The organism is Leifsonia sp. HAY1-4F (genome assembly GCF_056755275.1).
Map to the genome: position 1 here is coordinate 32,109 of NZ_JBNDHX010000006.1, position 24,449 is coordinate 56,557.

Here is a 24,449-nt window from a genome sequence, read left to right on the forward strand (position 1 = left end):
GTCTAGTGGTTCGGTTCCCGGGATGCCTCAGCGCGTGGGGTCGTCGCCGCGGGTCAGTTCGTCCCAGCTGTCGATCGCTGTGTCGCGGTCGAGGGTGGCGGGCCCGGGCTCGTCCGGCGAAACACGGCCGGCGTCGTCGGCTGCGGCAGTGTCGGCGTCAGCGAGCGCGTCGTTGTCGTGCGGCTCCTCGGCGGCGCCGGGCGCCGTCGCATCGGCGAAGACGTCCTCGGCCGAGCGGCCGTCCTCCCCCGCGAACCGCGTCTGGTACTTCCGCGAGGGGCCGGGCCACACCCGCGAGAACACGACGACGGCCGCGCTCGCGAGGATGATTAGAACCCCGGCGACCACCGCCAGCCAGGGCCAGAACTGCACCCCCACCGCATGCACCAGCCGGTGGATGGACGCGTCGCCGGCCACTCCGGTCGCCGTCGTGATCGCCGACGACGAGGCGCGCACCGCATCCGAGAGCGCGGTGATGGCCGAGATCAGCACGGAGACGCCGAGCAGAACGCCGAGCAGCGCGAGCACGATGCGGAACACCGGACCCGCGATCGCGAGCGCGGCCGTCAGCGCCACACCGGCCAGCGCGAGCGCCGTGAGTGCCGGCGCCGCGACCGAGCCGGCGACGCTGATCGTCGTCGAGTGGTCAGCGGTGTCGGTCAGCCCCACGACGAACCACGCCTGGGTGGCCGAGAGCAGGGCGAGTCCGCTCCCCACGAGCAGGAGCAGCATGGTGGAGTACTTGACGCGCCGTCCGTTCACGGCGTCCGCTCTCCCGAACCGACCGGTCGCAGGGCGTTGGCGACCGCCACCGCCCGAAGCGGCGCGGCCGCCTTGTTCTGCGACTCCTGGAACTCGCTCTCGGGCACGGAGTCGGCGACGAGCCCCCCGCCGGCCTGCACGCGGGCGATGCCGCCCATGATCGTGGCGGTGCGGATCGCGATGGCGATGTCCGCATCCCCGGCGAAGTCGAAATACCCGATCACGCCGCCGTAGACGCCGCGCTGGGCCGGCTCCAGCTCGTCGATGATCCGCAGCGCCATCGGCTTCGGCGCACCCGACAGGGTCCCGGCGGGGAAGGTGGCCCGGAACACGTCGATCGCTGTCGCGTCCGGCCTCAGGTCGCCCTCCACCGAGGACACGATGTGCATGATGTGGCTGAACCGCTCCACGCGCATGAACTCCGTCACCTCGACCGTTCCGGCCTCGCAGACCTTGAGCAGGTCGTTGCGGGCGAGGTCGACGAGCATGAGGTGCTCCGCGCGCTCTTTGTCGTCGGCCAGCAGCGACGTCTCGAGGTCGAGGTCCTGCTCCGGCGTCGCGCCGCGGGGTCGCGATCCGGCGATGGGATGCGTGAACGCACGACGCTCCTGCACCTTCACGAGTGCCTCCGGCGAGGAGCCGACGATCTGGTAGGGCTCGCCGTCCGGCCGCTCCAGCGACAGCAGGTACATGTAGGGGCTGGGGTTCAGCGCGCGGAGCACCCGGTAGACGTCGAGGGCCGGCGCGGTGCACTCCAGTTCGAAGCGCTGCGAGATGACGACCTGGAAGATGTCGCCGGCGACGATCCGCTCCTTGGCGGTCACGACCGACGCGAGGAAGTCCTCCCGCGTGGTCCGCGAGACGGGCTCGGCAGGCGTGCCGAGGTCGATCTCGGCCAGCCAGGCCTCCGACGGCCGGGCCAGCTCGCGCTGCAGGCGGTCGAGCCGCTGCTGCGCGTCGGCCCAGAGCGCATCCACATCGTCCGTGCCGTCGGCCAGCGCGTTCGCCACGAGCTTCACCGTGCTCGAGCGATGGTCGACCACGACGAGGTCGGCGACGAACGCGAGCGCCTGGCCGGGCACCTCCACGTCCGCCGGCGGGGCGTCCGGCAAGCGCTCGATCTGACGGATCGCCTCCCACCCGATGAAGCCGACGAGTCCGCCGGTCAACGGCGGGAGTCCCGGGATGCGGGCCGTCTGCCACCGCGCATGCAGGGCCGCGAGGGCCTCCAGCGGCTTCAGCGGGGCTCCCGTGCCGAGCGCGCGCTCGGCTCCGAGGCCGTAGTCGAGCCACACCACGTCGTCGCCCTGCTGGGTGAGGACGCCGAACGAGGACGCGCCGACGAACGAGAAGCGCGACCAGATGCCGCCCTGCTCGGCGGACTCCAGCAGGAACGTTCCCGGTCGCCCGGCCGCGAGCTTGCGGTAGATGCCGACCGGCGTCTCGCCGTCGGCGAAGAGCTCCCGGATCACCGGGACCACGCGGTGGTCGGCGGCCAGGGCGTCGAACTCGGCCCGGCTCGTGGTGGCCGCGGCGGTGCCGATCACCGGTCCTCCGTCCCGATCGAGCTGAATCCCACGGCCGCCTCCAGCACATCCCCGTCGAAGCACGTGTGGGTGCCGGTGTGGCAGGCCGCTCCGATCTGCTCCACCGTGATGAGCAGGGTGTCGCCGTCGCAGTCGAGCGCCGCACCCTTCACGTACTGGACGTGACCGGAGGTGTCGCCCTTGCGCCAGTACTCCTGGCGGGAGCGCGACCAGAACGTGACGCGGCCCTCGCTCATCGTGCGCCGGAACGCCTCGGCGTCCATCCACCCCATCATCAGCACCTCGCGGCTGTCCCACTGCTGGATGATCGCCGGAACCAGGCCGGTGTCGGTGAAGCGGATGCGCTCGAGCACCGCCTCGGTCGTCTCGCTCATCTGCGGACCTCCCTCCCGGCCGCGGCCAGTTCGTCCTTGACCTGTTCGATCGTCAGCTCGCCCTGGTGGAAGACGCTCGCGGCGAGCACGGCGTCGGCTCCCGCCTCGACCGCGGGCACGAAGTGCTCGAGCCGTCCGGCGCCGCCGGAGGCGATGACGGGGACCGTGCTGAGGGCGCGCATCGCGCGGATGAGCTCCAGGTCGAAGCCCTCCTTCGTGCCGTCGGCATCGATGGAGTTGACCAGCAGCTCGCCGGCGCCCAGCTCGATCGCGCGGGCCGCCCACTCGAGCGCGTCCAGGTCGGTCTCGGTCCGGCCTCCGTGCGTTGTCACGACGAAGCCGGACGGGGTGGCCGCCGAGCGCTTCACATCCAGCGAGAGCACGAGGACCTGCGCGCCGAACCGCTCGGCGATCTCGGCGAGAAGCTCGGGCCGGGCGATGGCGGCCGAGTTGACCCCGACCTTGTCGGCGCCGTGGCCGAGCAGCTTCGCCACATCCTCCGGGCTGCGAACACCGCCGCCGACCGTGAGCGGGATGAACACCTGCTCCGCCGTGGCGCGGACCACATCGTAGGTGGTGGCCCGGTCATCGACCGTGGCGGTCACATCCAAGAAGGTCAGCTCGTCGGCGCCCTGCTCGAAGTACTGGCGCGCCAGCTCCACCGGGTCACCCTGATCGCGCAGGTTCTGGAAGTTGACGCCCTTCACCACGCGGCCCGCGGCCACGTCGAGGCAGGGGATCACACGGATGGCGACGCTCATCAGATCCGCGCAGCGTGGATGGAGGTGACCAGGATGGCGCGGGCGCCCAGCTCGTAGAGGTCGTCCATGATGTGGTTGGTCTGCTCGCGCTTGATCATGACCCGCACGGCGACCCAGTCGGGCTCGCCCAGCGGCGACACGGTGGGCGACTCGACGCCCGGGGTCAGTGCGACGGCCTTCTCGAGCAGGGCGACCGGAAGGTTGTAGTCGATCAGCACGTACTGCCGCGCGACCATGACGCCCTGCAGGCGGCGCACCAGCGTGTCCACTCCGGCGGCCGGCGACGGCGACGCGATCAGCACCGCCTCCGACTCGAGGATGACCGGGCCGAAGATCTCCAGGCCCTGCTTGCGCAGCGTGGAGCCGGTCTCGACCACGTCGGCGACGGCGTCGGCGACGCCCAGCCGTACGGCCGACTCCACCGCTCCATCGAGCTTGATGAGCGACGTGGTGACGCCGTTCTCGCCCAGGAACGCGCCGACCAGCCCCGGGTAGCTCGTGGCGACGCGCTTGCCCTCCAGGTCGGCGAGCTCGGTGAACACCCCGGCGGGCCCCGCGAAGCGGAATGTGGATGCGGCGAAGTCGAGCGCCGAGATCTCGGCGGCCGGCGAGGCGGAGTCGAGGAGCAGGTCGCGTCCGGTGATGCCCACATCGAGCGCTCCGGAGCCGACGTAGGTGGCGATGTCGCGCGGACGCAGGTAGAAGAACTCCACGCCGTTGCGCGGGTCGGTGACGATGAGCTCCTTGGGGTCGCGACGGCCGACGTAGCCGGCCTCGTGGAGCATCTGCGCCGCGGTCTCGGAAAGGGAGCCCTTATTGGGGACGGCGATCTTCAGCATGGTGTGCCTTTCGTGGCGGGCGCTGGTCTGACGTGAGCGGACGAGTGGATGGAGCTAGCCATGGTGACAGGGCTGGGCCATCACAGATGTCGGTACACGTCGGCCGGGGTCAGGCCCTTCGCGAGCAGCAGCACCTGGAGGTGGTAGAGGAGCTGGGAGGCCTCCTCGGCCAGGGCCTCGTCGGACTCGTACTCCGCGGCCATCCAGACCTCGGCGGCCTCCTCCACGATCTTCTTGCCGATCGCGTGCACGCCGGCGTCGAGCTCGCGCACCGTGCCGGAACCCTCCGGTCGGGCCGCGGCCTTCTGCTCCAGCTCGGCGAAGAGGTCGTCGAAGGTTTTCACGCGTTCTAGCGTAGCGGTCCGCTCCGCCCCCGTCCGACGGGGTCAGTGCACGTGCGCCGCAGCGGACTCGCGGAGGGAGGCGATGCGCTCGGCGGGCTCGCCCCGGAAGACGCTGGAGCCGGCGACGAAGGTGTCGGCGCCGGCGGTGGCCGCGGTGACGATGGTCTCCTCGGTGACGCCCCCGTCCACCTGCAGCCAGACGTCGAGTCCCCGCGCCTCCACCGCCTCGCGCAGCGCGCGCAGCTTGGGCATGGTCTCCGGCATGAACGACTGGCCGCCGAATCCGGGCTCCACCGTCATCACCAGCACCTGGTCGAACTCCTCCAGGAGGTCGAGATACGGCTCGATCCCGGTGCCGGGCTTCACGGCGATCCCCGCCCGGGAACCGATCGCCCGCAGCCGACGGGCGAGCGACACCGGGTCGTGTGCGGCCTCGGCGTGGAAGGTGACCGAGTACGCGCCCAGTTCGGCGTACCCGAGCGCCCAGCGGTCGGGATCGTCGATCATGAGGTGCACATCCAGCGGAACCGGGCTGACGTCCTGGATGCGGCCCACCATCTGCGGCCCGAAGGTCAGGTTGGGCACGAAGTGGTTGTCCATCACATCCACGTGGACGAGGTCCGCCGTCGCGATGCGCTCCAGTTCGCTCTGCAGGTTGACGAAGTCGGCTGCCAGGATGCTCGGATTGATCCGGATGCGCGGGTCGATCCGGTCGTCGGGGATTCTCGCCATGCTCCCAGCCTAAGCGGAGCGCTTGCGCAGCAGCGCGATGAACATGGCGTCGGTGAGGTGCCGGTGCGGCCACAGCTGCACGGTCTCCGGATCGCCGGCGAGGTCGAGCCGCTCGGACGCCAGTCCCTGCACGACCGTCGCGGTCTGCTCCGGCTCGATGAGGTCCGCGTGGCGCTCCCGTGCGTCCGCGACGATGCCGCGTGTCTCCGCCAGGTGCGGCGAGCACGTGACATAGGCCAGCAGTCCGCCCGGCTTCAGGGCCGCGATCGCGGAGTCGAGGAGCGCGCCCTGCAGGCCGGTCAGGTCGGCGACGTCCCGCGGCGTCTTGCGCCAGCGGGCCTCGGGCCGGCGGCGCAGCGCGCCCAATCCGGTGCACGGAGCGTCGAGCAGGATGCGGTCGAACGCCTCGGGATGCGCCTCGCCGATCGTCGTGCCGTCGAGCTCCCAGACGGAGACCTCGAGCGGCACCGGTGCGAGTGCTCGGCGGACCAGGTCGGCGCGCACCGGGATCAGCTCGTTCGCGACGAGCGACGCACCGCCCGCGAGCGCCTCGGCGGCGAGCAGGGCCGCCTTGCCTCCGGGGCCGGCGCAGAGGTCGAGCCAGCGCTCCCCCGGCAGGATGGGCTGCGCGCGGCTCAGCGCCAGTGCGGCCAGCTGCGAGCCCTCATCCTGAACGCGGATGCGGCCGCCGGACTCGTCCATCAGGCCCAGCGGGTCGCCCCGGCCGACCGTGAAGCCGGGAGGCGAGTAGCGGTCGGCGCGGGCGTCCGGCGGCAGGTCGGCCAGCCCGGGCAGCGCGATCAGGTTGACACGGGGTGCGGCGTTGTCGGCCTGCAGCAGGTCTTCGAGCTCGTCCCGGCGACCCTCCGCCTCCAGCGCCCTGCGGAAGGCGTGCAGCACCCAGACGGGATGCGAGGACAGCGCGGACAGACGGTCGTCGTCGTTCCCGGCGCGCCCGGCCACCTCATCCCGCCACTCGTCGGTCGTGTGACGGCCGATCTCGCGCAGCACGCCGTTCACGAAGCCGGTGCCCGACCGGCTGCCCACCATGCGGGCGAGGGCGACGGACTCGTTCACGGCCGCGTGAGCGGGCACGCGCATCGAGAGCAGCTGGTGGGCGCCGAGGCGCAGGACATCGAGCAGCGGAGGGTCGATCCGGTCGGCCCCGCGGCCGGCGGCGATCTCGATCACCCGGTCGTAGAAGCCCTGCATGCGGAGGGTGCCGTACGTGAGCTCGGTCGCGAGGCCCGCATCCGCCGGCGACAGGTCCGCGCGGGCGATCCGGGTCGGGAGCAGCAGGTTGGCGTAGGCGTCGGACTCGCGCACCGCCTGGAGGACGTCGAGCGCGACCTGACGTGCGGGCTGGACGCGCGTCTGGGAGGGGCGGCCGTTCACGCGAGCACCAGCCCGTCGCTCGCACGAGAGGCCGTCCCGCGGAGCCAGTCCGCCGCGGGCATCGCCCGCTTGCCGGCCGGCTGAACGGTCACCAGCTCCAGGGGTTCTGTCCCGGTTCCGACGAGGACGCGTCCATCGCGCGCCTCCACCGCCCCGGGATGCAGCGGTGCTTCGCCCGACGTACGCAGCGCCGCGAAGACCTTGAACCGTTCCCCGCCGAGGAGCGCGAACGCGCCCGGCTCCGGCGTGACGCCGCGCAGGCGCGCGTACACACGATCGGCCGGCTCCCCGAAGTCCAGGCGGGCGTCCTCGATCGACAGCTTCGGGGCGAGGGTGACCTCCCCCTCCTGCGCCTGCGCGACCGCGCTCCCGTCGGCCAGCGCATCCACCGTGTCCGCGAGCAGCTCTGCTCCCTCGAACGCGAGGGCGGCGAGCAGCTCTCCCGCCGTGTCGTCGGGGGCGATGGGATGCCGCAGCTCGGCATACACGTCGCCGGCGTCGAGCTCCGGCACGAGCCGGAAGACGGCGGCCCCGGTCTCCGCATCCCCCGCGATGAGCGCGTGCTGCACCGGTGCTGCCCCGCGCCAGCGCGGCAGGAGCGAGAAGTGGAGGTTCACCCAGCCCAGCCGGGGAAGGGACAGCAGCGGGTCGCGCACCAGACCGCCGTAGGCGACCACCACTCCGAGCTCGGGCTCCAGCGCGGCGATTCGCGCGGTGATGTCCTCTCCGAGCCGATTCGCCGTCAGGACGGGCAGCCCGAGCCGTCGAGCGGCTTCGGCGACCGGCGACGGGGTGAGGATGCGTTTGCGGCCGAGCGGCGCATCCTCCCGGGTGACGACGGCCACCACCTGGTGCCGCGCGGCGACGGCTTCGAGCGATGGGACGGCCACCGCGGGAGTGCCGGCGAAGACGATGCGCATGGAGAAGGTTCTTTCGGTGGGGACGGCCACCCAGCCTACCCTTGGACGCCGCAGCCTCGAGGTCAGAGGATCTCGGGGTCGTCGAAGCGGACGCGCAGCGTCGGCGCCGGACGGTAGCCCGCCTTGCCCGCCGGGGCTCGTCTGCGCCGGGTGGCGTTCTTGACCACCGCGGCGCGGACGGCCGCCGCGACGTCGGCGCCGTGCGCGTACTCGAAGCGCAGCACTGCACGCACCAGGTCCGCCCCGGCTCGGGAGGCGCGGCCTGGTCCCGCGTCCGCATCCACAGGCGCGGGCCCCAGAACGTCGATGAGGAGGGACCGGTCCACCGCGTCCAGCACTTCGGTCACGGTCGCGTCGGTGCCGGTCACGGACGCAAGGCGCACAGCGGGCGGAAAGCGCAGCTCGCGACGGTCGGCGAGCTCGGCCTGCGCGAACTCCACGAGGCGTCCCGTCGCGAAGTCGCGAGCGAGCGGTCCGCCCACCCCGACCAGCACGGTCGGTGCACCGGGCGCGGCAAGCCCCGCGGCGCTCTGCCACCAGCGCAGGCAGTCCTCGGCGACGTGCAGGCTCTCGCGCGCCAGCATCCGTTCGCCGTCGAGCAGGAGCACGGCCTGGTAGCCGCCCTCCGCGATGGGCTCCGCGCCACGGGTCGCGACGACGAGCGCAGGCGCCGCCCCGACCCGCTGCACCGGGTGGTCGCCGTCGGCGAGGATGACCCGGATGCCCGGGAACGCGCGTCCCAGTTCCTCCGCCGTCCGCCCGGACCCGACGGTGACGAGACGGAACGCCCGGTGCTCGCAGTGGTCGCACTGCCACTCGGTGGCGATCCGGCCGCACACCCGGCACGACGGCGGAGCCCCGGCACGCGCCTGGTGCAGTGGTCCCTTGCAGTTGGTGCAGCGCGCCGCCTGCCCGCAGTTCGCGCACGCGATGACCGGCGCGTAGCCCGGGCGGCCGACCTGCACGAGCACGGGACCGCGTGCCCGCCCGCTCTCGCCGTGGAGCGCCTCCCGTGCGATCCGCCAGGCGGTCGAGGGGATGCGCGCGGCACGGGCCATCGGCTCGGGCGCCTGCGGGTTGGCGGTGAGCACGACCTTCGAGGTGACGGCACGCTCCGGCCCGACGTCGCGCAGCCAGCCCAGCTCGACCAGGCGCTGCGCCTCCACGCTCCGGATGTTGCCGCTGAGGACGAGCGCGCAGCCTTCCAGCTCCTGCCGGACGAGCGCCGCATCCCGGGTGTGGACGTAGGGGCTCAGCGGCTCGGCGTGCAGCGGGTCGCTGTCCTCCCAGACGGCCAGCAGGCCGAGACGTTCGGCGGGAGCGTAGACGACCGAGCGGTTGCCGATCACGATCCGGGGACCGGACAGCGCCTCCAGGAACCCGCGGTAGCGGTCGGGATTCGTCTGGCCGGCATCCGCGCGGACCACGGCCTCGGCCGGTGCCACGGCCGCCAGAGCGGCGGCCAGTTGCTCCAGGTCGCGGTGGTCCGGTACCGCGACGATGGCCGTGCGGCCTCCGCGCCGACAGTCGGCCGCCAGCGTCGCGAGGGTGACCGCCCACTCCCCGACCCAGGTGCCGTCGGGCAGCGGGACCAGCTGCGGGATGGCGCGCAGCGCGATCCGCTCGTTGCGCGCCACCGCATCCTCGAGCACGCGCTCCCCGTAGCCCCGCACGGGCACCGGCACACGCGTACCCGCGGCTGGGACTGCGGCGGCGGGAGCCTCTGCCCGAGAGGCCAGCCAGGCCTTCTCCACGCGGACCATGCGGCCGGGGACGGCGAGACGCAGGATGTCGCTCGCGGTGCCGGCGCTGCGGTCCGCCAGACGCCGCGCCATCCGCCACACGCCGGGAGTGAGCACCTGGGCGGGCGAGACGACCGCTTCCAGGGGGCTCAGCGAACCGTCGTATCCCGCATCCGGATCGCCGAGCTCGACGAGGTAGCCGTCGGCCACGCGACCGGCCGACCGGAGTGGAACGCGCACGCGGACGCCGGGCAGCGCCTCGGCGGCGAGCTCCTCGGGGACGCTGTAGTCGAAGAGATGGTCGAGCTGCGGGAGCGGCGAATCGAGGACCACCCGGGCGACCCGTCCGGTCGCCGCCACCGTCAGATCCCTGAGGCCGAGCGGAGGTCGTCGACGCGGTCGAGGTGCTCCCAGGTGAACTCGGGGAGCTCGCGGCCGAAGTGGCCGTAGGTCGCGGTCGTGGCGTAGATCGGGCGCAGCAGGTCGAGATCGCGGATGATCGCGGCCGGCCGCAGGTCGAAGACCTCGCGGATGGCGTGGATGATGCGCTCCTCCGGAACGTGTGCGGTGCCGAACGTCTCGACGTACAGGCCGACCGGCGCCGCCTTGCCGATCGCGTAGGCGATCTGGACTTCGAGGCGATCAGCGAGGCCGGCCGCGACGGCGTTCTTCGCGACCCAGCGCATCGCGTACGCGGCCGAGCGGTCGACCTTGGACGGGTCCTTGCCCGAGAACGCGCCTCCGCCGTGCCGGGAGGCGCCGCCGTACGTGTCGACGATGATCTTTCGGCCGGTCAGCCCCGCGTCGCCCTTCGGACCGCCGATCTCGAAGCGTCCGGTCGGGTTGATGAGCGTACGGATGTGCGAGGTCTCGAGGCCGGCATCGTGCAGCACGGGATTGATGACCTCCTCGATGATCTCGGCCTGCAGCCGCTCGTTGGAGACGTGCGGCGCGTGCTGCGTCGAGAGCACGACCGTCTGCACCGACTTCGGGACCGCGCCCTCGTAGCCGATGGTGACCTGCGTCTTGCCGTCCGGCCGCAGATAGTCGAGCGTGCCGTCTTTGCGGACACCGGCGAGGCGCTCGGCGAGGCGGTGCGCGAGCCAGATGGGCAGCGGCATGTACTGCGGCGTCTCGGTGGTGGCGTAGCCGAACATGATGCCCTGGTCGCCGGCTCCCTGGCGGTCAAGGTCATCGTGGCTCTGCTCGGCACGCGTCTCGAGCGCGTTGTCGACGCCCTGCGCGATGTCGGGCGACTGCGCCCCGATCGAGACGGAGACGCCGCACTGGGTGCCGTCGAAGCTGACGTCCGACGAGTCGTAGCCGATCTCGACGATCTTGTCGCGGACGAGCGCGGGGATCTCCACGTAGCCGCTGGAGGTCACCTCACCGGCGACGTGGACGAGACCGGTGGTGACGAGCGTCTCCACCGCGGCGCGGCTGTGCGGGTCGACCGCGAGCAGCGCATCCAGGATGCTGTCGGAGATCTGGTCGCAGATCTTGTCCGGGTGTCCCTCGGTGACGGACTCGGACGTGAAGAGACGCAGATCTGCCATGGTTCTCCCTGTGTGGTGAATGTGACCTCGGTCGCAGGCTCCCTCGGCGCTGGGGTCGCAGAACCGCTTCGCGCTTCCCCGAGCTCCACCGCGCTAAGCGATGACGTCGAGGATACGGTCGGCCACCGACAGCTTGCTGCCCGAGGCCTCCATCACTATATCGCCGCCCTTGCGCAGGACCACGACCTCGTTGCTCTCCGTTGCGAAGCCCTGCGACCATCCCACCTGGTTGAGCACCAGGAAGTCGCTCCCCTTGGCCGCGAGCTTGGTGCGGCCCAGGTCGATGAGGGCCTGCGGGTCCGGTTCGGTCTCCGCCGCGAAGCCCACGACGACCTGCCCGTCGCGCTTGTGCGATGTGAGGCCTGCGAGGATGTCCGGGTTCGCGACCAGCTCGAGGGTCAGGGTGTCGCCGTGGTCGGCCTTCTTGATCTTGGCGTCCCGCGTCTCGGCGGGACGGTAGTCGGCGACGGCCGCCGTCATGACGACGATGTCGGCCGCGCGGGCGGCCTCCTCGACCGCCTCCTGCAGTTCGAGCGCCGTCTGGACCTCGATCAGCTCGACTCCCTCCGGAGGCTCGACCTCGAGGTGCGCGGCGATCAGGACGACGTCGGCGCCGCGGGCCTGTGCGGCGCTCGCGATGGCGACACCCTGACGGCCGCTGGAGCGGTTGCCGAGGAACCGGACGGGATCGAGCGGCTCGCGCGTCCCTCCCGCGGTCACCACGACACGCTTGCCCGCGAGGTCGACGCCCCCGCGCGGCCGGCGTGCCGCCTCGTTCGCGCGGCGACGCTCGGAGAGGACGACCACGTCGTTGACCCCCGACGCCGACACGGCGGCATCCGCGGCGCCGGCGCCTTCGACAGCGAGGTCGGCCGGTGAAGCGGCCGGCAGCTCGACCGCGTGCGGCGTCGCGCCTGCTGCACGCAGTGCGGCGCGCACGATGACGGCCGGCTCCTCCATCCGCCCCGGCCCCGAGTCGGCGCCGGTCAGCTGTCCGCTGGCCGGTCCGACGATCGTCACGCCGCGGCTGCGGAGCGTCGCGATGTTGGCGACGGTCGCGGGATTGCGCCACATCTCGGTGTGCATCGCCGGCGCGATGACGAGCGGAGCAGTGGATGCGAGAACCGTGTTGCCGAGCAGGTCGTCGGCCAGGCCCGCGGCGAGCTTCGCGATGGTGTTCGCCGTCGCCGGCGCGATCACGATCAGGTCGGCGGACTGCCCGATCGCCACGTGCCGCACCTCGGCGACGCCCTCGTACAGGTCCGTCGCGACGGGATTGCGGCTGATCGCCTCGAGCGTCGGCCGGCCGACGAAACGGAGGGCGGCCTCCGTCGCCACGACGTGCACCGAGTGCCCCTCGAGGACCAGCGCCCGGACGACGCCGACCGCCTTATACGCGGCGATGCCGCCGGTCACTCCGACGACGATGGTCAATCGTGGGCTCAACGGCGGCACCTCTCCTCGGCCGGGGGCCTCCCGGCTGCGGTCGTCCTGCGGCGGTAGCTGCTGGGTCTTAAGGGTCCTACTCGGCGGCCGCGATCGGCTTCACGACGAGCTTGTCCTCGTTGATCTCGTGCAGCGCCACCGAGAGCGGCTTGTCGTCGACGGACGAGTCGACGAGCGGTCCGACGTTGTCGAACAGGCTGCCCTCGTGCAGGTCGGCGTAGTAGTCGTTGATCTGACGGGCCCGCTTGGAGGCGAAGATCACGAGCGCGTACTTGGACTCGACACGGGACAGCAGCTCGTCGATGGGCGGGTCGATGATGCCGTTGTTGCTGGTGGCCATGCGGGGTGCTCCTTGCTCTGGGCGATTCGGACCTGGAGGCCGATCGCGCGGCCGCGTCAGGCGACCGGGGACGGTGGGCGCGCCGACGACGGCGCGGAGACGGCCGTCACCGACGCTCTGGCGCCGGGCGGACCTTCATCAAGTCTACGACCTCGCGAGCCGCCTCGGCGACGTCGTGGTTCACGACCCGGTAGTCGAACTCGTGCTGGGCGGCCAGTTCGACCTTCGCCGTCTCGAGGCGGCGCTGCTGCTCGGCCGCTTCCTCGGTGCCCCGTCCGATCAGGCGGCGGACCAGCTCCTCCCACGTCGGCGGCAGGAGGAAGATCAGCCGCGCCTCCGGCATCGACTCCCGCACCTGGCGCGCCCCCTGCAGGTCGATCTCCAGCAGGACACTGCGGCCGGCGGCCAGCGCCTTCTCGATCGGCGCACGCGGAGTGCCGTAGCGGTACGCGTTGTGGACCGTCGCGTGCTCCAGCAGCTCTCCGACCGCGATCATCCGGTCGAACTCGGCGTCATCGACGAAGTAGTAGTTGACCCCGTCGACCTCGCCCGGCCGCGGCGCGCGCGTGGTCGCCGACACCGAGAGCAGCACGTCGGGGTAGTTCTCGCGGATGTACGAGGACACGGTGCCCTTGCCGACGGCGGTGGGCCCGGCCAGCACGATCAGGCGGTTGCGGGCCCGCTCGGTGCGGTTCTCGCGCTCGATCAGGAACTGGCGGAGGCGGAGCCGCTGGTGCCGGCCGAGCCCGCCCAGGCGTTTCGCCGGCGAGATGGCCAGACGGTCCAGCGCTTCCTGCATCTTGGTCTGCCCGATCGCCGGGACACTGAGCAGGAACTCGGTCACGCGCAGGCGGCCCTCGACCCCGTCCGCATCGGCGGTCGCATGATCGAGCACCGTGAGGGGCGACACCTCCCGGGAGGCGATGGACGCCTTCACGGCTGCGCGCGCGCGCCGGGCGGCCACAGCCGCCTCGGATGCGGCCCGGCGATCGACCTCGGGCGGCGCCGGACGTTCGGCGCGCGGGGTCTGCGAGCCCGGTCCTTCGGGAGGCGCGACAGCTTCAGCCATGCGCTGCCCGCACCTCCTCGGTGCGCCGTTCCACGGCTCCCGCGAGCGCCTTCGGCCCTGCGCCGAGCAGCCCGCGCGACTCGCTGACGATCACTCCGGTCGCAAGCGTGCCGAACACGCGGCGCGTGTCCTCGACGCGGGCGCCCTGGTGGCCGAAGCCGGGCGCGAGCACCGGAAGGGCCGGGGTCCGCTCCCCCGCCGTCGCGACGTCGATCCCGTAGTCGGCGAGCCGGACCGTCGCCCCGAGCACCAGCCCGACCGAACCGTAGGGCGCGCCTGCCTCCTGCTGATTGATCGCATCCACGTCTTCGATGATCGCACGAGCCACGGACTGTCCGGCCCGCGGACCCGACTGCACGACCGCCTGCTGCACGGCCGCGGCCTCCGGGTTGGAGGTGGCGGCCAGCACGAACAGGCCCTTGCCCGCGCTCTGTGCGACCGTCATCGCGTCCGCCAATGATCCGACGCCCAGGAACGGCGAGACGGTCATCGCGTCGGCCTCGAGCGGCGATCCCGGCGACAGCCACGCCTCGGCGTACGCCGTCACGCTCGTGCCGATGTCGCCGCGCTTCGCATCCGCGATCACCAGCAGGCCCGCAGCGCGCGCGGCGGCCAGGACCTCCTCCAGAGCCGCATAGCCGGCCGCGCCGAAGCGCTCGAAGAAGGCCACCTGCGGCTTGACGATCCCGGCGCGGCCGGCCACGGCATCCACCACGGTCAGGCCGAACGAACGGACGCCGTCGGCGGTCGCGGGCAGGCCCCAGGCCTCGAGCAGGTGCGCGTGCGGGTCGATGCCCACACACAGCCGGCCCTGCTCGTCGAACACCCGGGCGAGCCGCTCGCCGAACGCCGTCATGCGCGGGCGGCCCGGTCCAGCGCGTACTCCTGCAGCGACTTCACATCGAAGCCTTCGCGGATGGCGTCCAGCGACGCGACGGCGGCGCTCAGCTCGGCGATGGTCGTGAACAGCGGCTTGTCCGCCGCCACGGCCGCGGCGCGGATCTCGTAGCCGTCGGCACGCGCCGAGCGCCCGCTCGGAGTGTTGATCACCACATCCACCTCGGACCGGTTGATGATGTCGACGATCGAGTCGCCGCCGGTCTCCTGCGCCTCGCTGTGCTTGCGCACCACCCGTGCTCCGATGCCGTTGCGGTTGAGCACCTCGGCGGTGCCCTCCGTCGCCACGATCTCGAAGCCCAGCTGGTGCAGCCGCAGCACCGGCAGCACCATGGCGCGCTTGTCGCGGTCCGAGACGGAGACGAAGACCGTTCCGGTCAGCGGCATCCCGCCGTATGCGGCCGACTGGCTCTTCGCGAACGCGGTCGGGAAGTCCTTGTCGATGCCCATCACCTCGCCGGTGGAGCGCATCTCGGGACCGAGGACCGAATCCACCACGGTGCCCTCGGCGGTGCGGAAGCGCTTGAACGGCAGCACGGCCTCCTTCACGGCGACCGGGGAGTCCATCGGGATGAGCGAGCCGTCGTCCTCGGGCAGCAGGCCCTCGGCGACCAGGTCCGCGATCGTCTCGCCGACCATGATCCGCGAGGCCGCCTTCGCCAGCGGGATGCCCAGCGCCTTCGAGACGAACGGAACCGTCCGCGACGCACGCGGGTTCGCCTCCAGGACGTAGAGCACACCGGCGCCGATCGCGAACTGCACGTTCAGCAGGCCGCGCACGCCGATCCCCTCGGCGATCTTCCGGGTCGCGTCGCGCACCCGGTCGATCTCGCGGCGGCCCAGGGTGATCGGCGGGAGGGTGCACGACGAGTCGCCGGAGTGGACACCGGCCTCCTCGATGTGCTCCATCACGCCGCCGATGTAGAGCCGCTCGCCGTCGAACAGCGCGTCGACGTCGATCTCGATCGCGTCATCCAGGAAGCGGTCGACGAGGAGGGGATGCGACGGCCCGACGATCCCCTGGCCCGCGACCCGCTCGAAGTAGTCCGCGAGCGAGGCGTTGTCGTAGACGATCTCCATCCCGCGGCCGCCGAGCACGAAGCTCGGGCGCACCAGCACCGGGTAGCCGATCTGCTCGGCGACGTGGGCGGCGGACGGGTAGTCGACCGCCATGCCGTTGCGGGGCGCCACGAGCCCGGCGGCGTCGAGGATGCCGGAGAACAGCCCGCGTTCCTCCGCCAGGTCGATCGCTTCAGGCGTGGTGCCGAGGATCGGCACGCCCGCCGCTTCGAGGCCCTTCGCGAGCCCGAGGGCGGTCTGCCCGCCGAGCTGCACGACCACGCCGACGAGCTCGCCGGACTGCGACTCCGCGTGGATGACCTCCAGCACGTCCTCCAGCGTCAGCGGCTCGAAGTACAGCCGGTCGCTGGTGTCGTAGTCGGTCGACACCGTCTCCGGGTTGCAGTTGATCATGATGGTCTCGTAGCCGGCGTCGTGCAGCGCGAAGGACGCGTGCACGCACGAGTAGTCGAACTCGACGCCCTGCCCGATGCGGTTCGGGCCGGAGCCGAGGATGACGACCTTGCGCTTGTCGCTCGGCTCCACCTCGGTCTCCAGGTCGTAGCTGGAGTAGTGGTACGGCGTGAGCGCCGGGAACTCGCCCGCGCAGGTGTCCACCGTCTTGAACACCGGCCGGACCCCGAGGATGTGACGCACCTCGCGCACGTCGGCCTCGCCGAAGCCGCGCAGCTCGCCGATCTGGGCGTCGGAGAAGCCGTTGTCCTTGGCGAACCGTACAGTGTCGGTGTCGAGCGTCGGAGCGGTACGGATCTGCTCGGCGACCTCGTTGATCAGAACGATCTGGTCGATGAACCAGGGGTCGATCTTGGTCGCCTCGAACACCTGCTCGGCCGTCGCGCCGAGGCGCAGCGCCTGCTGAACATCGACGATGCGGCCATCGGTCGGCGTGGCGATCGACGCGAGCAGCTCCTCCACGGTCCGCGACTGCGGCCCCCAGTGGAACGAGGAGCCGCGCTTCTCGAGCGACCGCAGGGCCTTCTGGAGCGCGCTGGCGAACGAGCGGCCGATCGCCATCGCCTCGCCCACCGACTTCATGGTGGTCGTCAGCGTGGGGTCGGCGGCCGGGAACTTCTCGAACGCGAACCGCGGCACCTTCACGACGATGTAGTCGAGCGTGGGCTCGAAGCTCGCCGGCGTCACCTTGGTGATGTCGTTCGGGATCTCGTCCAGCCGGTAGCCGATGGCCAGCTTCGCGGCGATCTTGGCGATCGGGAAGCCGGTCGCCTTCGACGCGAGCGCCGACGAGCGGGAGACGCGCGGGTTCATCTCGATGACGATGATCCGGCCGTTCTCCGGGTTCACCGCGAACTGGATGTTGCAGCCGCCGGTGTCGACGCCGACGGCGCGGATGATGTCGATGCCGATGTCGCGCAGCTTCTGGTACTCGCGGTCGGTCAGGGTCAGTGCCGGCGCGACCGTGATCGAGTCGCCGGTGTGCACACCGACCGGGTCGACGTTCTCGATGGAGCAGACGACGACCGTGTTGTCGGCCGTGTCGCGCATGAGCTCCAGCTCGTACTCCTTCCAGCCGAGGATGGACTCCTCCAGGAGCACCTCGCTGGTCGGGCTCTGGTGGATGCCGTCCCCGGCGATCCGCCGCAGCTGCTCCGGCGTGTACGCGAAACCGGAACCGAGGCCGCCCATCGTGAACGACGGACGGACGACGAGCGGATAGCCGAGGTCTTCGGCGAACTCGAGCGCCTCCTCCACCGTGTGCGCGATGTGGGAGCGCGCCACCTCGGCGCCCGCCTCGACGACGAGCTCCTTGAAGATCTGGCGGTCCTCGCCCTTCTGGATCGCCTCGAACTTCGCGCCGATCAGCTCCACGCCGTACTTCTCGAGGATGCCGTGCTCGTGCAGCTGCATGGCGGCGTTGAGCGCGGTCTGCCCGCCGAGGGTCGGCAGGATGGCGTCCGGCCGCTCCTTGGCGATGATCGTCTCGATGACCTGCCAGGTGATCGGCTCGACGTAGGTGGCGTCGGCGAAGTCGGGGTCGGTCATGATCGTCGCCGGGTTGGAGTTGACGAGGATGACGCGGACGCCCTCCGCCTTCAGCACCCGGCACGCCTGGGTGCCCGAGTAGTCGAACTCGACCGCCTGGCCGATGACGATCGGCCCGGAGCCGATGACGAGGACGGAGTTGATGTCGTCGCGTTTGGGCATCAGTCGTTCTCCTGGTCGTTCTGGGTGGTCGAAACAGCGTGGATCATGTCCAGGAACCGGTCGAAGAGGTAGTTGGCGTCGTGCGGCCCGGCGGCCGCCTCCGGGTGGTACTGGACGCTGAACGCGTTGAGGTCGAGGCAGTTCAGCCCCTCCACGACGTCGTCGTTGAGGGAGAAGTGGCTCACCTCGACCCGACCGAAGCCGGCGGGCGAGTCGAACGTCGCGTCGATCGGCGCGCGGACGGCGAAGCCGTGGTTCTGCGCGGTGATCTCGACCTTGCCGGTGCGCTTGTCGAGCACGGGCTGATTGATCCCGCGGTGACCGAACGGCAGCTTGTAGGTGTCGAGGCCCAGCGCGCGGCCGAGCAGCTGGTTGCCGAAGCAGATGCCGAAGTACGGGAGTCCGGCGCGCAGCGTCTCCTGGAGCAGGGCGACATGCTTGCCGGAGGCCTGCGGGTCACCGGGGCCGTTCGAGAAGAACAGCGCCGAGACGCCCAGGTCGAGCACATCCTGAGCGGTGACCTGCTGCGGCAGCACGTGCACGTCGAGGCCGCGCGACGCCAGATTGTCCAGCGTCGACTTCTTCACCCCGAGGTCGAGAACGGCGACGGAGCCGACCTTCTCGCCGACGGCCGGCACCGTGTACGGCTCGACGGTCGAGACCTCGGCCGACAGGTTGCGTCCCTTCATGGGCGCGCCGGCGAGCACCAGGTCCAGCTGCTCGCTGTCGCTGAGGTCGAAGTCGGCGCCCGAGAAGATCCCGGAGCGCATGGCGCCTGCCGAGCGGATGTGACGGGTCACAGCGCGCGTGTCGATGCCGCTGATCCCGACGACGCCCTGCGCGACGAGGTCGTCGTCGAGGCTCCGCTGGGCGCGGAAGTTGGACACGACGCGGCTGGGCTCCCGGACGACGTAGCCGGCGACCCAGATCTGCCGGGACTCCATGTCCTCGTCGTTCGTGCCCGTGTTGCCGATGTGCGGCGCGGTCATGAGGACGATCTGACCGGCGTAGGACGGGTCGGTCAGGGTCTCCTGGTATCCGGTCATCCCCGTCGCGAACACCGCCTCGCCGAGCGTGCGCCCGCGGGCTCCGTAGGCCCGGCCGACGTACCGTTTTCCGTCTTCGAGGACGAGCACCGCAGGTTCTGCAGCGAGCACGTCACACCTCCTTGTCGTTCGGGCGATGCCCGTTCGTGTCAGCGTCCGTCGTGCGCTCGGGCTCCGCTGGATCAGCGGCATCCGCGCCGGGGACGATGTTCTGGATGGCCGCGGCGAGCTGCGCGCGGCCGGCCGGGTCGACGACCCGGAAGTAACTGTCGGCGGCCGTGCCGCCGGTGGTGGTCCAGCCGACGCGGAGCAGTCCGTCGCGCTCGACCGCACGGTCGATGGCGACGCTCGCTGCGCCGGTTCCAGAGATGACCGCGGCCGGCACGAAGACCGGGCTCTCGCCCGTGACCGCGATCGCGAGGCCCTCGGGCCGCACGGTGACGGTCGCGGCGCCGCGGAAGGCGAGCCCGGGCAGCGCGAGGCGCTCCAGGTGCTGGCCCGCCTTCGTCGTCGCCACGTACAGGACGTCGGCCTCCGCTGTCGGTGCGCTCAGCGTCCCGGGCGTCGAGTATCCGCCGCCCGCGGCGCTGTCGCGCCGGACCCGCCGGCGCCAGCCGACGACCGCGAGGGCGATGACGACGACGACCACCGCGACGATGGCCAGAGTCGGGAGCACCCTATCCACGTGCCACCGCCTCCGCGTCGACCACGGCGCCGTCGAGAACCGTGGGCCGCCCCTGGTGGAAGGTGGCCGTCACGCGTCCGGGCAGCGTCAGCCCGAGGTAGGGCGAGTTGACGCCCTTGCCGGCGAGTTCGGACGCCGCGAACGAGCGGGAGATCGTCGGGTCGTAGAGGAAGAGGTTGGCGGTAGCGCCCGCCGTCAGCGGACCGCCGTGGCCCTCCAGTCGTCCGATCCGGGCGGGCGTCGCGGAGAGGACGCGGGCGATATCCGACCAGTCCAGCATCCCGTTGTCGACCACCGACGCCTGCACGACGGAGAGCGCGGTCTCGAGACCGACCATGCCGAACGCGGCGGCATCCCATTCGCAGTCCTTCGACTCGACCGGATGCGGTGCGTGGTCGGTCGCGACGATGTCGATGGTGCCGTCCGCGAGTCCTGCACGGAGCGCGTCCACGTCCTCCCGGCGCCGCAGCGGCGGGTTGACCTTGTAGCGGGCGTCGTAGCCCGAGGCCAGCTCCTCCGTGAGCGCCAGGTGGTGCGGCGTCACCTCGGCGGTCACGTCGATGCCGCGCGCCTTCGCCCAGCGGATCACATCCACGCTTCCGGCCGTCGAGACGTGGCACACGTGCAGGCGGGAGCCGACGTGCTCGGCCAGGAGGACGTCCCGGGCGATGATCGACTCCTCGGCGACGGCCGGCCAGCCGGCCAGTCCGAGTTCGCCGGAGAGCGCGCCTTCGTTCATCTGCGCGCCCTGCGTCAACCGCGGCTCCTGCGCGTGCTGCGCGATCACGCCGTCGAACGCCTTGACGTACTCCAGCGCCCGCCGCATCAGCAGAGGATCCGAGACGCACTTGCCGTCGTCCGAGAAGACCCGGACCCGCGCACGCGACTCGGCCATCGCGCCGAGCTCGGCGAGCCGCTCGCCCTCCAGCCCCACGGTCACCGCGCCGATCGGGCGGACGGTCGCGTACCCGGCGGCCTCCCCCAGACTCAGCACCTGCTCGACGACGCCGGCCGTGTCCGCCACCGGCGAGGTGTTCGCCATGGCGAAGACGGCGGTGAAGCCGCCGGCCGCCGCGGCGCGCGTTCCGGTCAGGACCGTCTCGCTCTGCTCGTAGCCGGGCTCGCGCAGATGCGTGTGGAGGTCGACCAGACCGGGAAGGGCGAGCAGCCCGTCCGCGTCGATCCTCGTCGCACCGTCCGCGCTCAGCCCGGACCCGGTCTCGACGATGCGGCCGCCGTCGATCAGCAGATCGGCTCGCGTGCCGTCGGCCAGGGTCGCGCCGCCGATCAGGAATCTCTGTCCCATGCTCACCTCACACCTGCTGACTGAACCACCTGCTGCGGACCGCCACCCGACAGCAGCAGGTACAGCGCTGCCATCCGGACGGAGACACCGTTCGCGACCTGCTCCCGGACCGTCGAGCGCGGGGAATCCGCGGCCGCGGCCGAGATCTCCAGCCCGCGGTTCATCGGTCCCGGGTGCATCACAATGCTATCGGCCTTCAACCGGCCGAGCCGTTCCTCGTCGAGCCCCCACCGCCGCGTGTATTCGCGGGTGTTCGGGAAGAACGCCGCGTTCATCCGCTCGGCCTGGATGCGGAGCATCATCACGACATCCGGCCCGTCGGCGATCGCGGCGTCGAGGTCGTAGCCGACCTCGGCCGGCCAGCCGGAGAGGTCCACGGGCAGCAGTGTGGGAGGCGCGACGAGCGTCACGTGAGCCCCGAGGGTGCGCAGCAGCCACACGTTGGAGCGGGCGACCCGCGAATGGAGGATGTCGCCGACGATCGCGACGCTCACCCCGTCGAGGTCCCTCCCGCGCGATGCCGTTCCGTGCAGCCTCCGGCGCATCGTGAACGCGTCGAGCAGCGCCTGCGTCGGGTGCTCGTGCGTGCCGTCCCCGGCGTTCAGGATGCCCGCCTCGATCCAGCCGCTCGCGGCCAGCGTCTGGGGTGCGCCGGAGGATCCGTGCCGGATCACCACGGCGTCCGCGCCCATCGCCTGCAGTGTCTGGGCCGTGTCCTTCAGGCTCTCGCCCTTGGACACGCTGGAGCCCTTCGCGGAGAAGTTGATGACATCCGCGGAGAGCCGCTTCGCGGCCGCCTCGAACGAGATGCGAGTGCGGGTCGAATCCTCGAAGAACAGGTTCACGACCGTCTTGCCGCGCAGGGTGGGGAGCTTCTTGACCTCGCGCTCCTGGACGTCCGCCATGTCCTCGGCGACATCGAGCAGCTGCATCGCGTCGTCGCGCGCCAGATCGCGGGTCGACAGCAGGTGCCTCATGCTTCAGTCCCCTGGCTCCCGGCGCGCGACTCCTCAGGCGACTCCTCGATGGTCACCGACTCCTCGCCATCCACCTCGCTCAGCCGGACGAAGATGCGCTCCGAAGCCGCCGACGGCAGGTTCTTGCCCACGAAGTCCGCCCGGATCGGCAACTCCCGGTGGCCCCGGTCGACCAGTACCGCGAGGCGCACCGCCCGGGGCCGCCCGAGGTCGCCGACCGCATCCAGAGCGGCGCGGATCGTGCGGCCCGAGAAGAGCACGTCATCCACCAGCACCACCGTCTTCCCGTCGATGGGACCGGGAACCGAGGTCGGCTGCGGTGTGCGGGTGGGATGCCGCGAGAGATCGTCGCGGTACATGGTCACATCGAGCGCGCCGACGATGTCGGCCGGCGAGGCGATCGCCGCGGGCTCGATCCGCTGGATGTTCTCGGCGATCCGTCGCGCGAGCACGACGCCGCGCGTCGGGATCCCGAGGATGACCAGCCCATCCGTTCCCCGGTTGGACTCCAGGATCTCGTGGGAGATCCGAGTCAGCGCCCGGGCGATGTCAGCCTGTTGCAGCACGGTACGTGCTGTCATGCCGACCTCCTTCCCCGCCTCACAGGACGGCTCTTAAAGGATGTCTACGTCGCCCACCCTACCAGGCGGCCGAGTTTCGTCACGAATGTCGCCTCCCGCCGCCGCCAGGTGCACATTCGTGACGAATGTCGCCTGGTGCCAGCAGCGGTCAGTGGGCGGCGAGGAACGACCGGAACGCCTTCGCGTCGGTCACGCTTCCGGGATACTGCTTGCCGTCGACGAGGACGGTCGGGGTTCCGGTGATCGTGTCGAGCGCCTTCCGGCCGTCGACCACGATCGGGCCCTTCTGCGAATTCGCGGTGTTGCCCTGCGCCCATGCCTGGTAACGGCCGCTGTCGCCGAGGCATCCCGCGATGTCGGGGGCGCCCGCCTGGGTGGCCCGCGCGACGAGTTGCTTGTCGGTGAGCCCGCTGGAGTTCTCCTCGGGCTGGTCGACGAAAAGGGCCTGATAGAAGGGCAGGACGCTGTTCCGGTCGCTCACCGCGACGCACGTCAATGCGGCGGCCGCGCGCGTAGAGTACCCGGTGCCGTTCGAGGCGGCATCCAGGAAGGTCAAGGGGTGCAGGCGCAGCGTGATCGAGCCGTCGTCCACGGCGTTCGCCAGCGTCGCCCCGTTCGCCTTCTCGAACGCCCCGCACACCGGGCACATCGCATCGAACCAGAGATCGACCTTCTTGGCGCCGTTCCCGGCCGCGATGAACCCGCCGTCGAAGTCGACGGCACCATCGGTACCCGTCGGCGGCTTGTCCGTCGCGACCGGCACGTTGGATGCGCCGCCCAGCAGCGAGCAGCCCGCGACGGCGAAGACGACGCCGAGGGCGAGGACCAGAGCCGCCGCCGTCCGGCGCATGCGCCCGTCGACGCGGTCCCGCAGGCTCATACCGTCCTGCTCTGCGCGATCTTCGCCAGGAGCCCGTTCACGAACCCGGCCGAATCGTCCGTCGACAGCACGGTCGCGGCCTCGACGGCCTCCGAGATGGCCACGCCCTCGGGTATCTCGTCGTTGAACAGCACCTCCCAGACGCCGATGCGCAGGATGGCGCGGTCGACAGCGGGCATGCGCGCGAGCGTCCACCCCTGGGCGTACGTCTCGATCAGCTCGTCGATCTCGTCCTGGTGCTCGATCACGCCGTCGAGGATCTCGCGGGCGTACAGCCAGGAGGCCTCACGCGCGGGCTCGTTCGCCGCGCGCTCGGCTTCCGTCGCCAGAGCCTGACGGAAGGGGGTCTGGCGCAGATCCGCGCTGTACAGCACGTCGAGCGCGCGCTTGCGCGCCTTGGTCCGAGCGCTCATCTAGTCGTTGACGCGGCCGAGGTAGTCGCCCGTGCGGGTGTCGACCTTCACCTTCGTGCCGGTCTCCAGGAACAGGGGAACCTGGATCTGGTACCCGGTCTCCACGGTCGCGGGCTTCGTGCCGCCGGTGGAGCGGTCGCCCTGCAGGCCGGGCTCGGTGTAGGTGATCTCGAGCACGACGGACGCCGGGAGCTCCACGTAGAGCGGCAGGCCCTCGTGCAGCGCGACTGTCACGTTCTGGTTCTCGAGCATGAAGTTGGCGGCATCGGCGACGACGGGGCCCGGGATGGTGAGCTGGTCGTAGTCCGACGTGTCCATGAAGACGAAGTCGGCGCCGTCCTGGTACAGGTACTGGTACTCGCGGCGGTCGACGTTGGTGATGTCGATCTTGGCGCCGGCGTTGTACGTGCGGTCGACCGTCTTGCCGGTGGTCACGTTCTTCAGCTTCGTGCGGACGAACGCGCCGCCCTTGCCCGGCTTGACATGCTGGAACTCGATCACGCTCCAGAGCTGCCCGTCGATGCTGAGGACGACGCCGTTCTTGATGTCAGCGGTTGAGGCCAAGAGGATGTTCCGTTCGTTCGTGGAAAAGAT

The 24,449-nt window shown here is 71.2% G+C and carries 24 protein-coding genes; all 24 read right to left on the reverse strand.

What is annotated here, in order from left to right:
• Positions 1-27: 27 nt before the first annotated feature.
• The 24 genes from ACPYOG_RS02485 to efp all read right to left on the reverse strand — a co-directional run bounded on the left by ACPYOG_RS02485 (position 28) and on the right by efp (position 24,419).
• On the reverse strand, positions 28-762 hold the full coding sequence (locus ACPYOG_RS02485) for a Trp biosynthesis-associated membrane protein (protein WP_481292680.1): 735 nt from the start codon (positions 760-762) through the stop codon (positions 28-30).
• The gene (locus ACPYOG_RS02490) at positions 759-2,309 is read right to left on the reverse strand and encodes an anthranilate synthase component I (RefSeq protein ID WP_481292681.1); all 1,551 of its coding nucleotides are present in this window, start codon (positions 2,307-2,309) and stop codon (positions 759-761) included. Before ACPYOG_RS02490 ends, ACPYOG_RS02485 begins: the two co-directional genes overlap by 4 nt.
• The gene (hisI, locus tag ACPYOG_RS02495; RefSeq protein WP_481292682.1) at positions 2,306-2,683 is read right to left on the reverse strand and encodes a phosphoribosyl-AMP cyclohydrolase; all 378 of its coding nucleotides are present in this window, start codon (positions 2,681-2,683) and stop codon (positions 2,306-2,308) included. Before hisI ends, ACPYOG_RS02490 begins: the two co-directional genes overlap by 4 nt.
• Complete coding sequence (gene hisF / locus ACPYOG_RS02500) at positions 2,680-3,444, reverse strand: imidazole glycerol phosphate synthase subunit HisF (protein WP_090038024.1); 765 nt, start codon at positions 3,442-3,444, stop codon at positions 2,680-2,682. Before hisF ends, hisI begins: the two co-directional genes overlap by 4 nt.
• The gene (gene hisG, locus ACPYOG_RS02505) at positions 3,444-4,283 is read right to left on the reverse strand and encodes an ATP phosphoribosyltransferase (RefSeq protein ID WP_090038020.1); all 840 of its coding nucleotides are present in this window, start codon (positions 4,281-4,283) and stop codon (positions 3,444-3,446) included. The genes hisF and hisG overlap by 1 nt, the downstream gene beginning before the upstream one ends.
• Before the next feature lie 80 nt (positions 4,284-4,363).
• Positions 4,364-4,627 carry a phosphoribosyl-ATP diphosphatase gene (locus tag ACPYOG_RS02510; RefSeq protein ID WP_090038016.1) on the reverse strand — a complete coding sequence of 88 codons (264 nt, stop codon included), beginning with the start codon at positions 4,625-4,627 and terminating at the stop codon, positions 4,364-4,366.
• Positions 4,628-4,669: 42 nt separating this feature from the next.
• Positions 4,670-5,359 (reverse strand): ribulose-phosphate 3-epimerase, encoded by a 690-nt coding sequence (gene rpe / locus ACPYOG_RS02515; protein WP_481292683.1) that lies wholly within the window; start codon positions 5,357-5,359, stop codon positions 4,670-4,672.
• A gap of 9 nt (positions 5,360-5,368) precedes the next feature.
• Positions 5,369-6,754 (reverse strand): RsmB/NOP family class I SAM-dependent RNA methyltransferase, encoded by a 1,386-nt coding sequence (locus ACPYOG_RS02520; protein ID WP_481292684.1) that lies wholly within the window; start codon positions 6,752-6,754, stop codon positions 5,369-5,371.
• The gene (gene fmt, locus ACPYOG_RS02525; protein WP_481292711.1) at positions 6,751-7,674 is read right to left on the reverse strand and encodes a methionyl-tRNA formyltransferase; all 924 of its coding nucleotides are present in this window, start codon (positions 7,672-7,674) and stop codon (positions 6,751-6,753) included. The genes ACPYOG_RS02520 and fmt overlap by 4 nt, the downstream gene beginning before the upstream one ends.
• A gap of 62 nt (positions 7,675-7,736) precedes the next feature.
• Positions 7,737-9,776 carry a primosomal protein N' family DNA-binding protein gene (locus ACPYOG_RS02530; protein WP_481292685.1) on the reverse strand — a complete coding sequence of 680 codons (2,040 nt, stop codon included), beginning with the start codon at positions 9,774-9,776 and terminating at the stop codon, positions 7,737-7,739.
• 2 nt (positions 9,777-9,778) lie between these two features.
• Positions 9,779-10,972 (reverse strand): methionine adenosyltransferase, encoded by a 1,194-nt coding sequence (metK, locus tag ACPYOG_RS02535; protein ID WP_481292686.1) that lies wholly within the window; start codon positions 10,970-10,972, stop codon positions 9,779-9,781.
• Positions 10,973-11,065: 93 nt separating this feature from the next.
• Entirely contained in the window at positions 11,066-12,406 is a 1,341-nt protein-coding gene (locus ACPYOG_RS02540; protein WP_481292712.1) for a bifunctional phosphopantothenoylcysteine decarboxylase/phosphopantothenate synthase, read from the reverse strand.
• Between the two features lie 88 nt (positions 12,407-12,494).
• Positions 12,495-12,758 carry a DNA-directed RNA polymerase subunit omega gene (gene rpoZ, locus ACPYOG_RS02545; protein WP_481292687.1) on the reverse strand — a complete coding sequence of 88 codons (264 nt, stop codon included), beginning with the start codon at positions 12,756-12,758 and terminating at the stop codon, positions 12,495-12,497.
• A gap of 106 nt (positions 12,759-12,864) precedes the next feature.
• Positions 12,865-13,827 carry a guanylate kinase gene (gmk, locus tag ACPYOG_RS02550; protein WP_481292688.1) on the reverse strand — a complete coding sequence of 321 codons (963 nt, stop codon included), beginning with the start codon at positions 13,825-13,827 and terminating at the stop codon, positions 12,865-12,867.
• Complete coding sequence (pyrF, locus tag ACPYOG_RS02555; protein WP_481292689.1) at positions 13,820-14,683, reverse strand: orotidine-5'-phosphate decarboxylase; 864 nt, start codon at positions 14,681-14,683, stop codon at positions 13,820-13,822. Before pyrF ends, gmk begins: the two co-directional genes overlap by 8 nt.
• Entirely contained in the window at positions 14,680-17,967 is a 3,288-nt protein-coding gene (gene carB, locus ACPYOG_RS02560) for a carbamoyl-phosphate synthase large subunit (RefSeq protein ID WP_481292690.1), read from the reverse strand. Before carB ends, pyrF begins: the two co-directional genes overlap by 4 nt.
• Positions 17,967-19,103: a glutamine-hydrolyzing carbamoyl-phosphate synthase small subunit gene (gene carA / locus ACPYOG_RS02565; protein WP_481292713.1), complete on the reverse strand. Its 1,137-nt coding sequence runs from the start codon at positions 19,101-19,103 to the stop codon at positions 17,967-17,969. The genes carB and carA overlap by 1 nt, the downstream gene beginning before the upstream one ends.
• 22 nt (positions 19,104-19,125) lie before the next feature.
• Entirely contained in the window at positions 19,126-19,698 is a 573-nt protein-coding gene (locus ACPYOG_RS02570) for a PH-like domain-containing protein (protein ID WP_481292691.1), read from the reverse strand.
• The gene (locus ACPYOG_RS02575; RefSeq protein ID WP_481292692.1) at positions 19,691-21,004 is read right to left on the reverse strand and encodes a dihydroorotase; all 1,314 of its coding nucleotides are present in this window, start codon (positions 21,002-21,004) and stop codon (positions 19,691-19,693) included. Before ACPYOG_RS02575 ends, ACPYOG_RS02570 begins: the two co-directional genes overlap by 8 nt.
• 2 nt (positions 21,005-21,006) lie before the next feature.
• On the reverse strand, positions 21,007-21,981 hold the full coding sequence (locus tag ACPYOG_RS02580; RefSeq protein ID WP_481292693.1) for an aspartate carbamoyltransferase catalytic subunit: 975 nt from the start codon (positions 21,979-21,981) through the stop codon (positions 21,007-21,009).
• Positions 21,978-22,562 (reverse strand): bifunctional pyr operon transcriptional regulator/uracil phosphoribosyltransferase PyrR, encoded by a 585-nt coding sequence (gene pyrR / locus ACPYOG_RS02585; protein ID WP_481292694.1) that lies wholly within the window; start codon positions 22,560-22,562, stop codon positions 21,978-21,980. Before pyrR ends, ACPYOG_RS02580 begins: the two co-directional genes overlap by 4 nt.
• Before the next feature lie 148 nt (positions 22,563-22,710).
• Positions 22,711-23,442, reverse strand: a complete 732-nt coding sequence (locus ACPYOG_RS02590; protein WP_481292695.1) for a DsbA family protein — start codon at positions 23,440-23,442, stop codon at positions 22,711-22,713.
• Positions 23,439-23,855, reverse strand: coding sequence for a transcription antitermination factor NusB (gene nusB, locus ACPYOG_RS02595; RefSeq protein WP_090037952.1), 417 nt, complete (start codon positions 23,853-23,855; stop codon positions 23,439-23,441). The genes ACPYOG_RS02590 and nusB overlap by 4 nt, the downstream gene beginning before the upstream one ends.
• On the reverse strand, positions 23,856-24,419 hold the full coding sequence (gene efp, locus ACPYOG_RS02600; protein WP_090037949.1) for an elongation factor P: 564 nt from the start codon (positions 24,417-24,419) through the stop codon (positions 23,856-23,858).
• Positions 24,420-24,449 lie beyond the last annotated feature (30 nt).

Excerpts from the sequence above, each read along its gene's own strand:
- ACPYOG_RS02580 (WP_481292693.1), bottom strand. The coding sequence starts at position 21,981 with ATGAGGCACCTGCTGTCGACCCGCGATCTGGCGCGCGACGACGCGATG.
- carB (WP_481292690.1), bottom strand. The coding sequence starts at position 17,967 with ATGCCCAAACGCGACGACATCAACTCCGTCCTCGTCATCGGCTCCGGG.
- ACPYOG_RS02590 (WP_481292695.1), bottom strand. The coding sequence starts at position 23,442 with ATGAGCCTGCGGGACCGCGTCGACGGGCGCATGCGCCGGACGGCGGCG.
- hisI (WP_481292682.1), bottom strand. The coding sequence starts at position 2,683 with ATGAGCGAGACGACCGAGGCGGTGCTCGAGCGCATCCGCTTCACCGAC.
- nusB (WP_090037952.1), bottom strand. The coding sequence starts at position 23,855 with ATGAGCGCTCGGACCAAGGCGCGCAAGCGCGCGCTCGACGTGCTGTAC.
- fmt (WP_481292711.1), bottom strand. The coding sequence starts at position 7,674 with ATGCGCATCGTCTTCGCCGGCACTCCCGCGGTGGCCGTCCCATCGCTC.
- rpoZ (WP_481292687.1), bottom strand. The coding sequence starts at position 12,758 with ATGGCCACCAGCAACAACGGCATCATCGACCCGCCCATCGACGAGCTG.
- ACPYOG_RS02575 (WP_481292692.1), bottom strand. The coding sequence starts at position 21,004 with ATGGGACAGAGATTCCTGATCGGCGGCGCGACCCTGGCCGACGGCACG.
- rpe (WP_481292683.1), bottom strand. The coding sequence starts at position 5,359 with ATGGCGAGAATCCCCGACGACCGGATCGACCCGCGCATCCGGATCAAT.
- hisF (WP_090038024.1), bottom strand. The coding sequence starts at position 3,444 with ATGAGCGTCGCCATCCGTGTGATCCCCTGCCTCGACGTGGCCGCGGGC.
- hisG (WP_090038020.1), bottom strand. The coding sequence starts at position 4,283 with ATGCTGAAGATCGCCGTCCCCAATAAGGGCTCCCTTTCCGAGACCGCG.
- metK (WP_481292686.1), bottom strand. The coding sequence starts at position 10,972 with ATGGCAGATCTGCGTCTCTTCACGTCCGAGTCCGTCACCGAGGGACAC.
- pyrR (WP_481292694.1), bottom strand. The coding sequence starts at position 22,562 with ATGACAGCACGTACCGTGCTGCAACAGGCTGACATCGCCCGGGCGCTG.
- gmk (WP_481292688.1), bottom strand. The coding sequence starts at position 13,827 with ATGGCTGAAGCTGTCGCGCCTCCCGAAGGACCGGGCTCGCAGACCCCG.
- pyrF (WP_481292689.1), bottom strand. The coding sequence starts at position 14,683 with ATGACGGCGTTCGGCGAGCGGCTCGCCCGGGTGTTCGACGAGCAGGGC.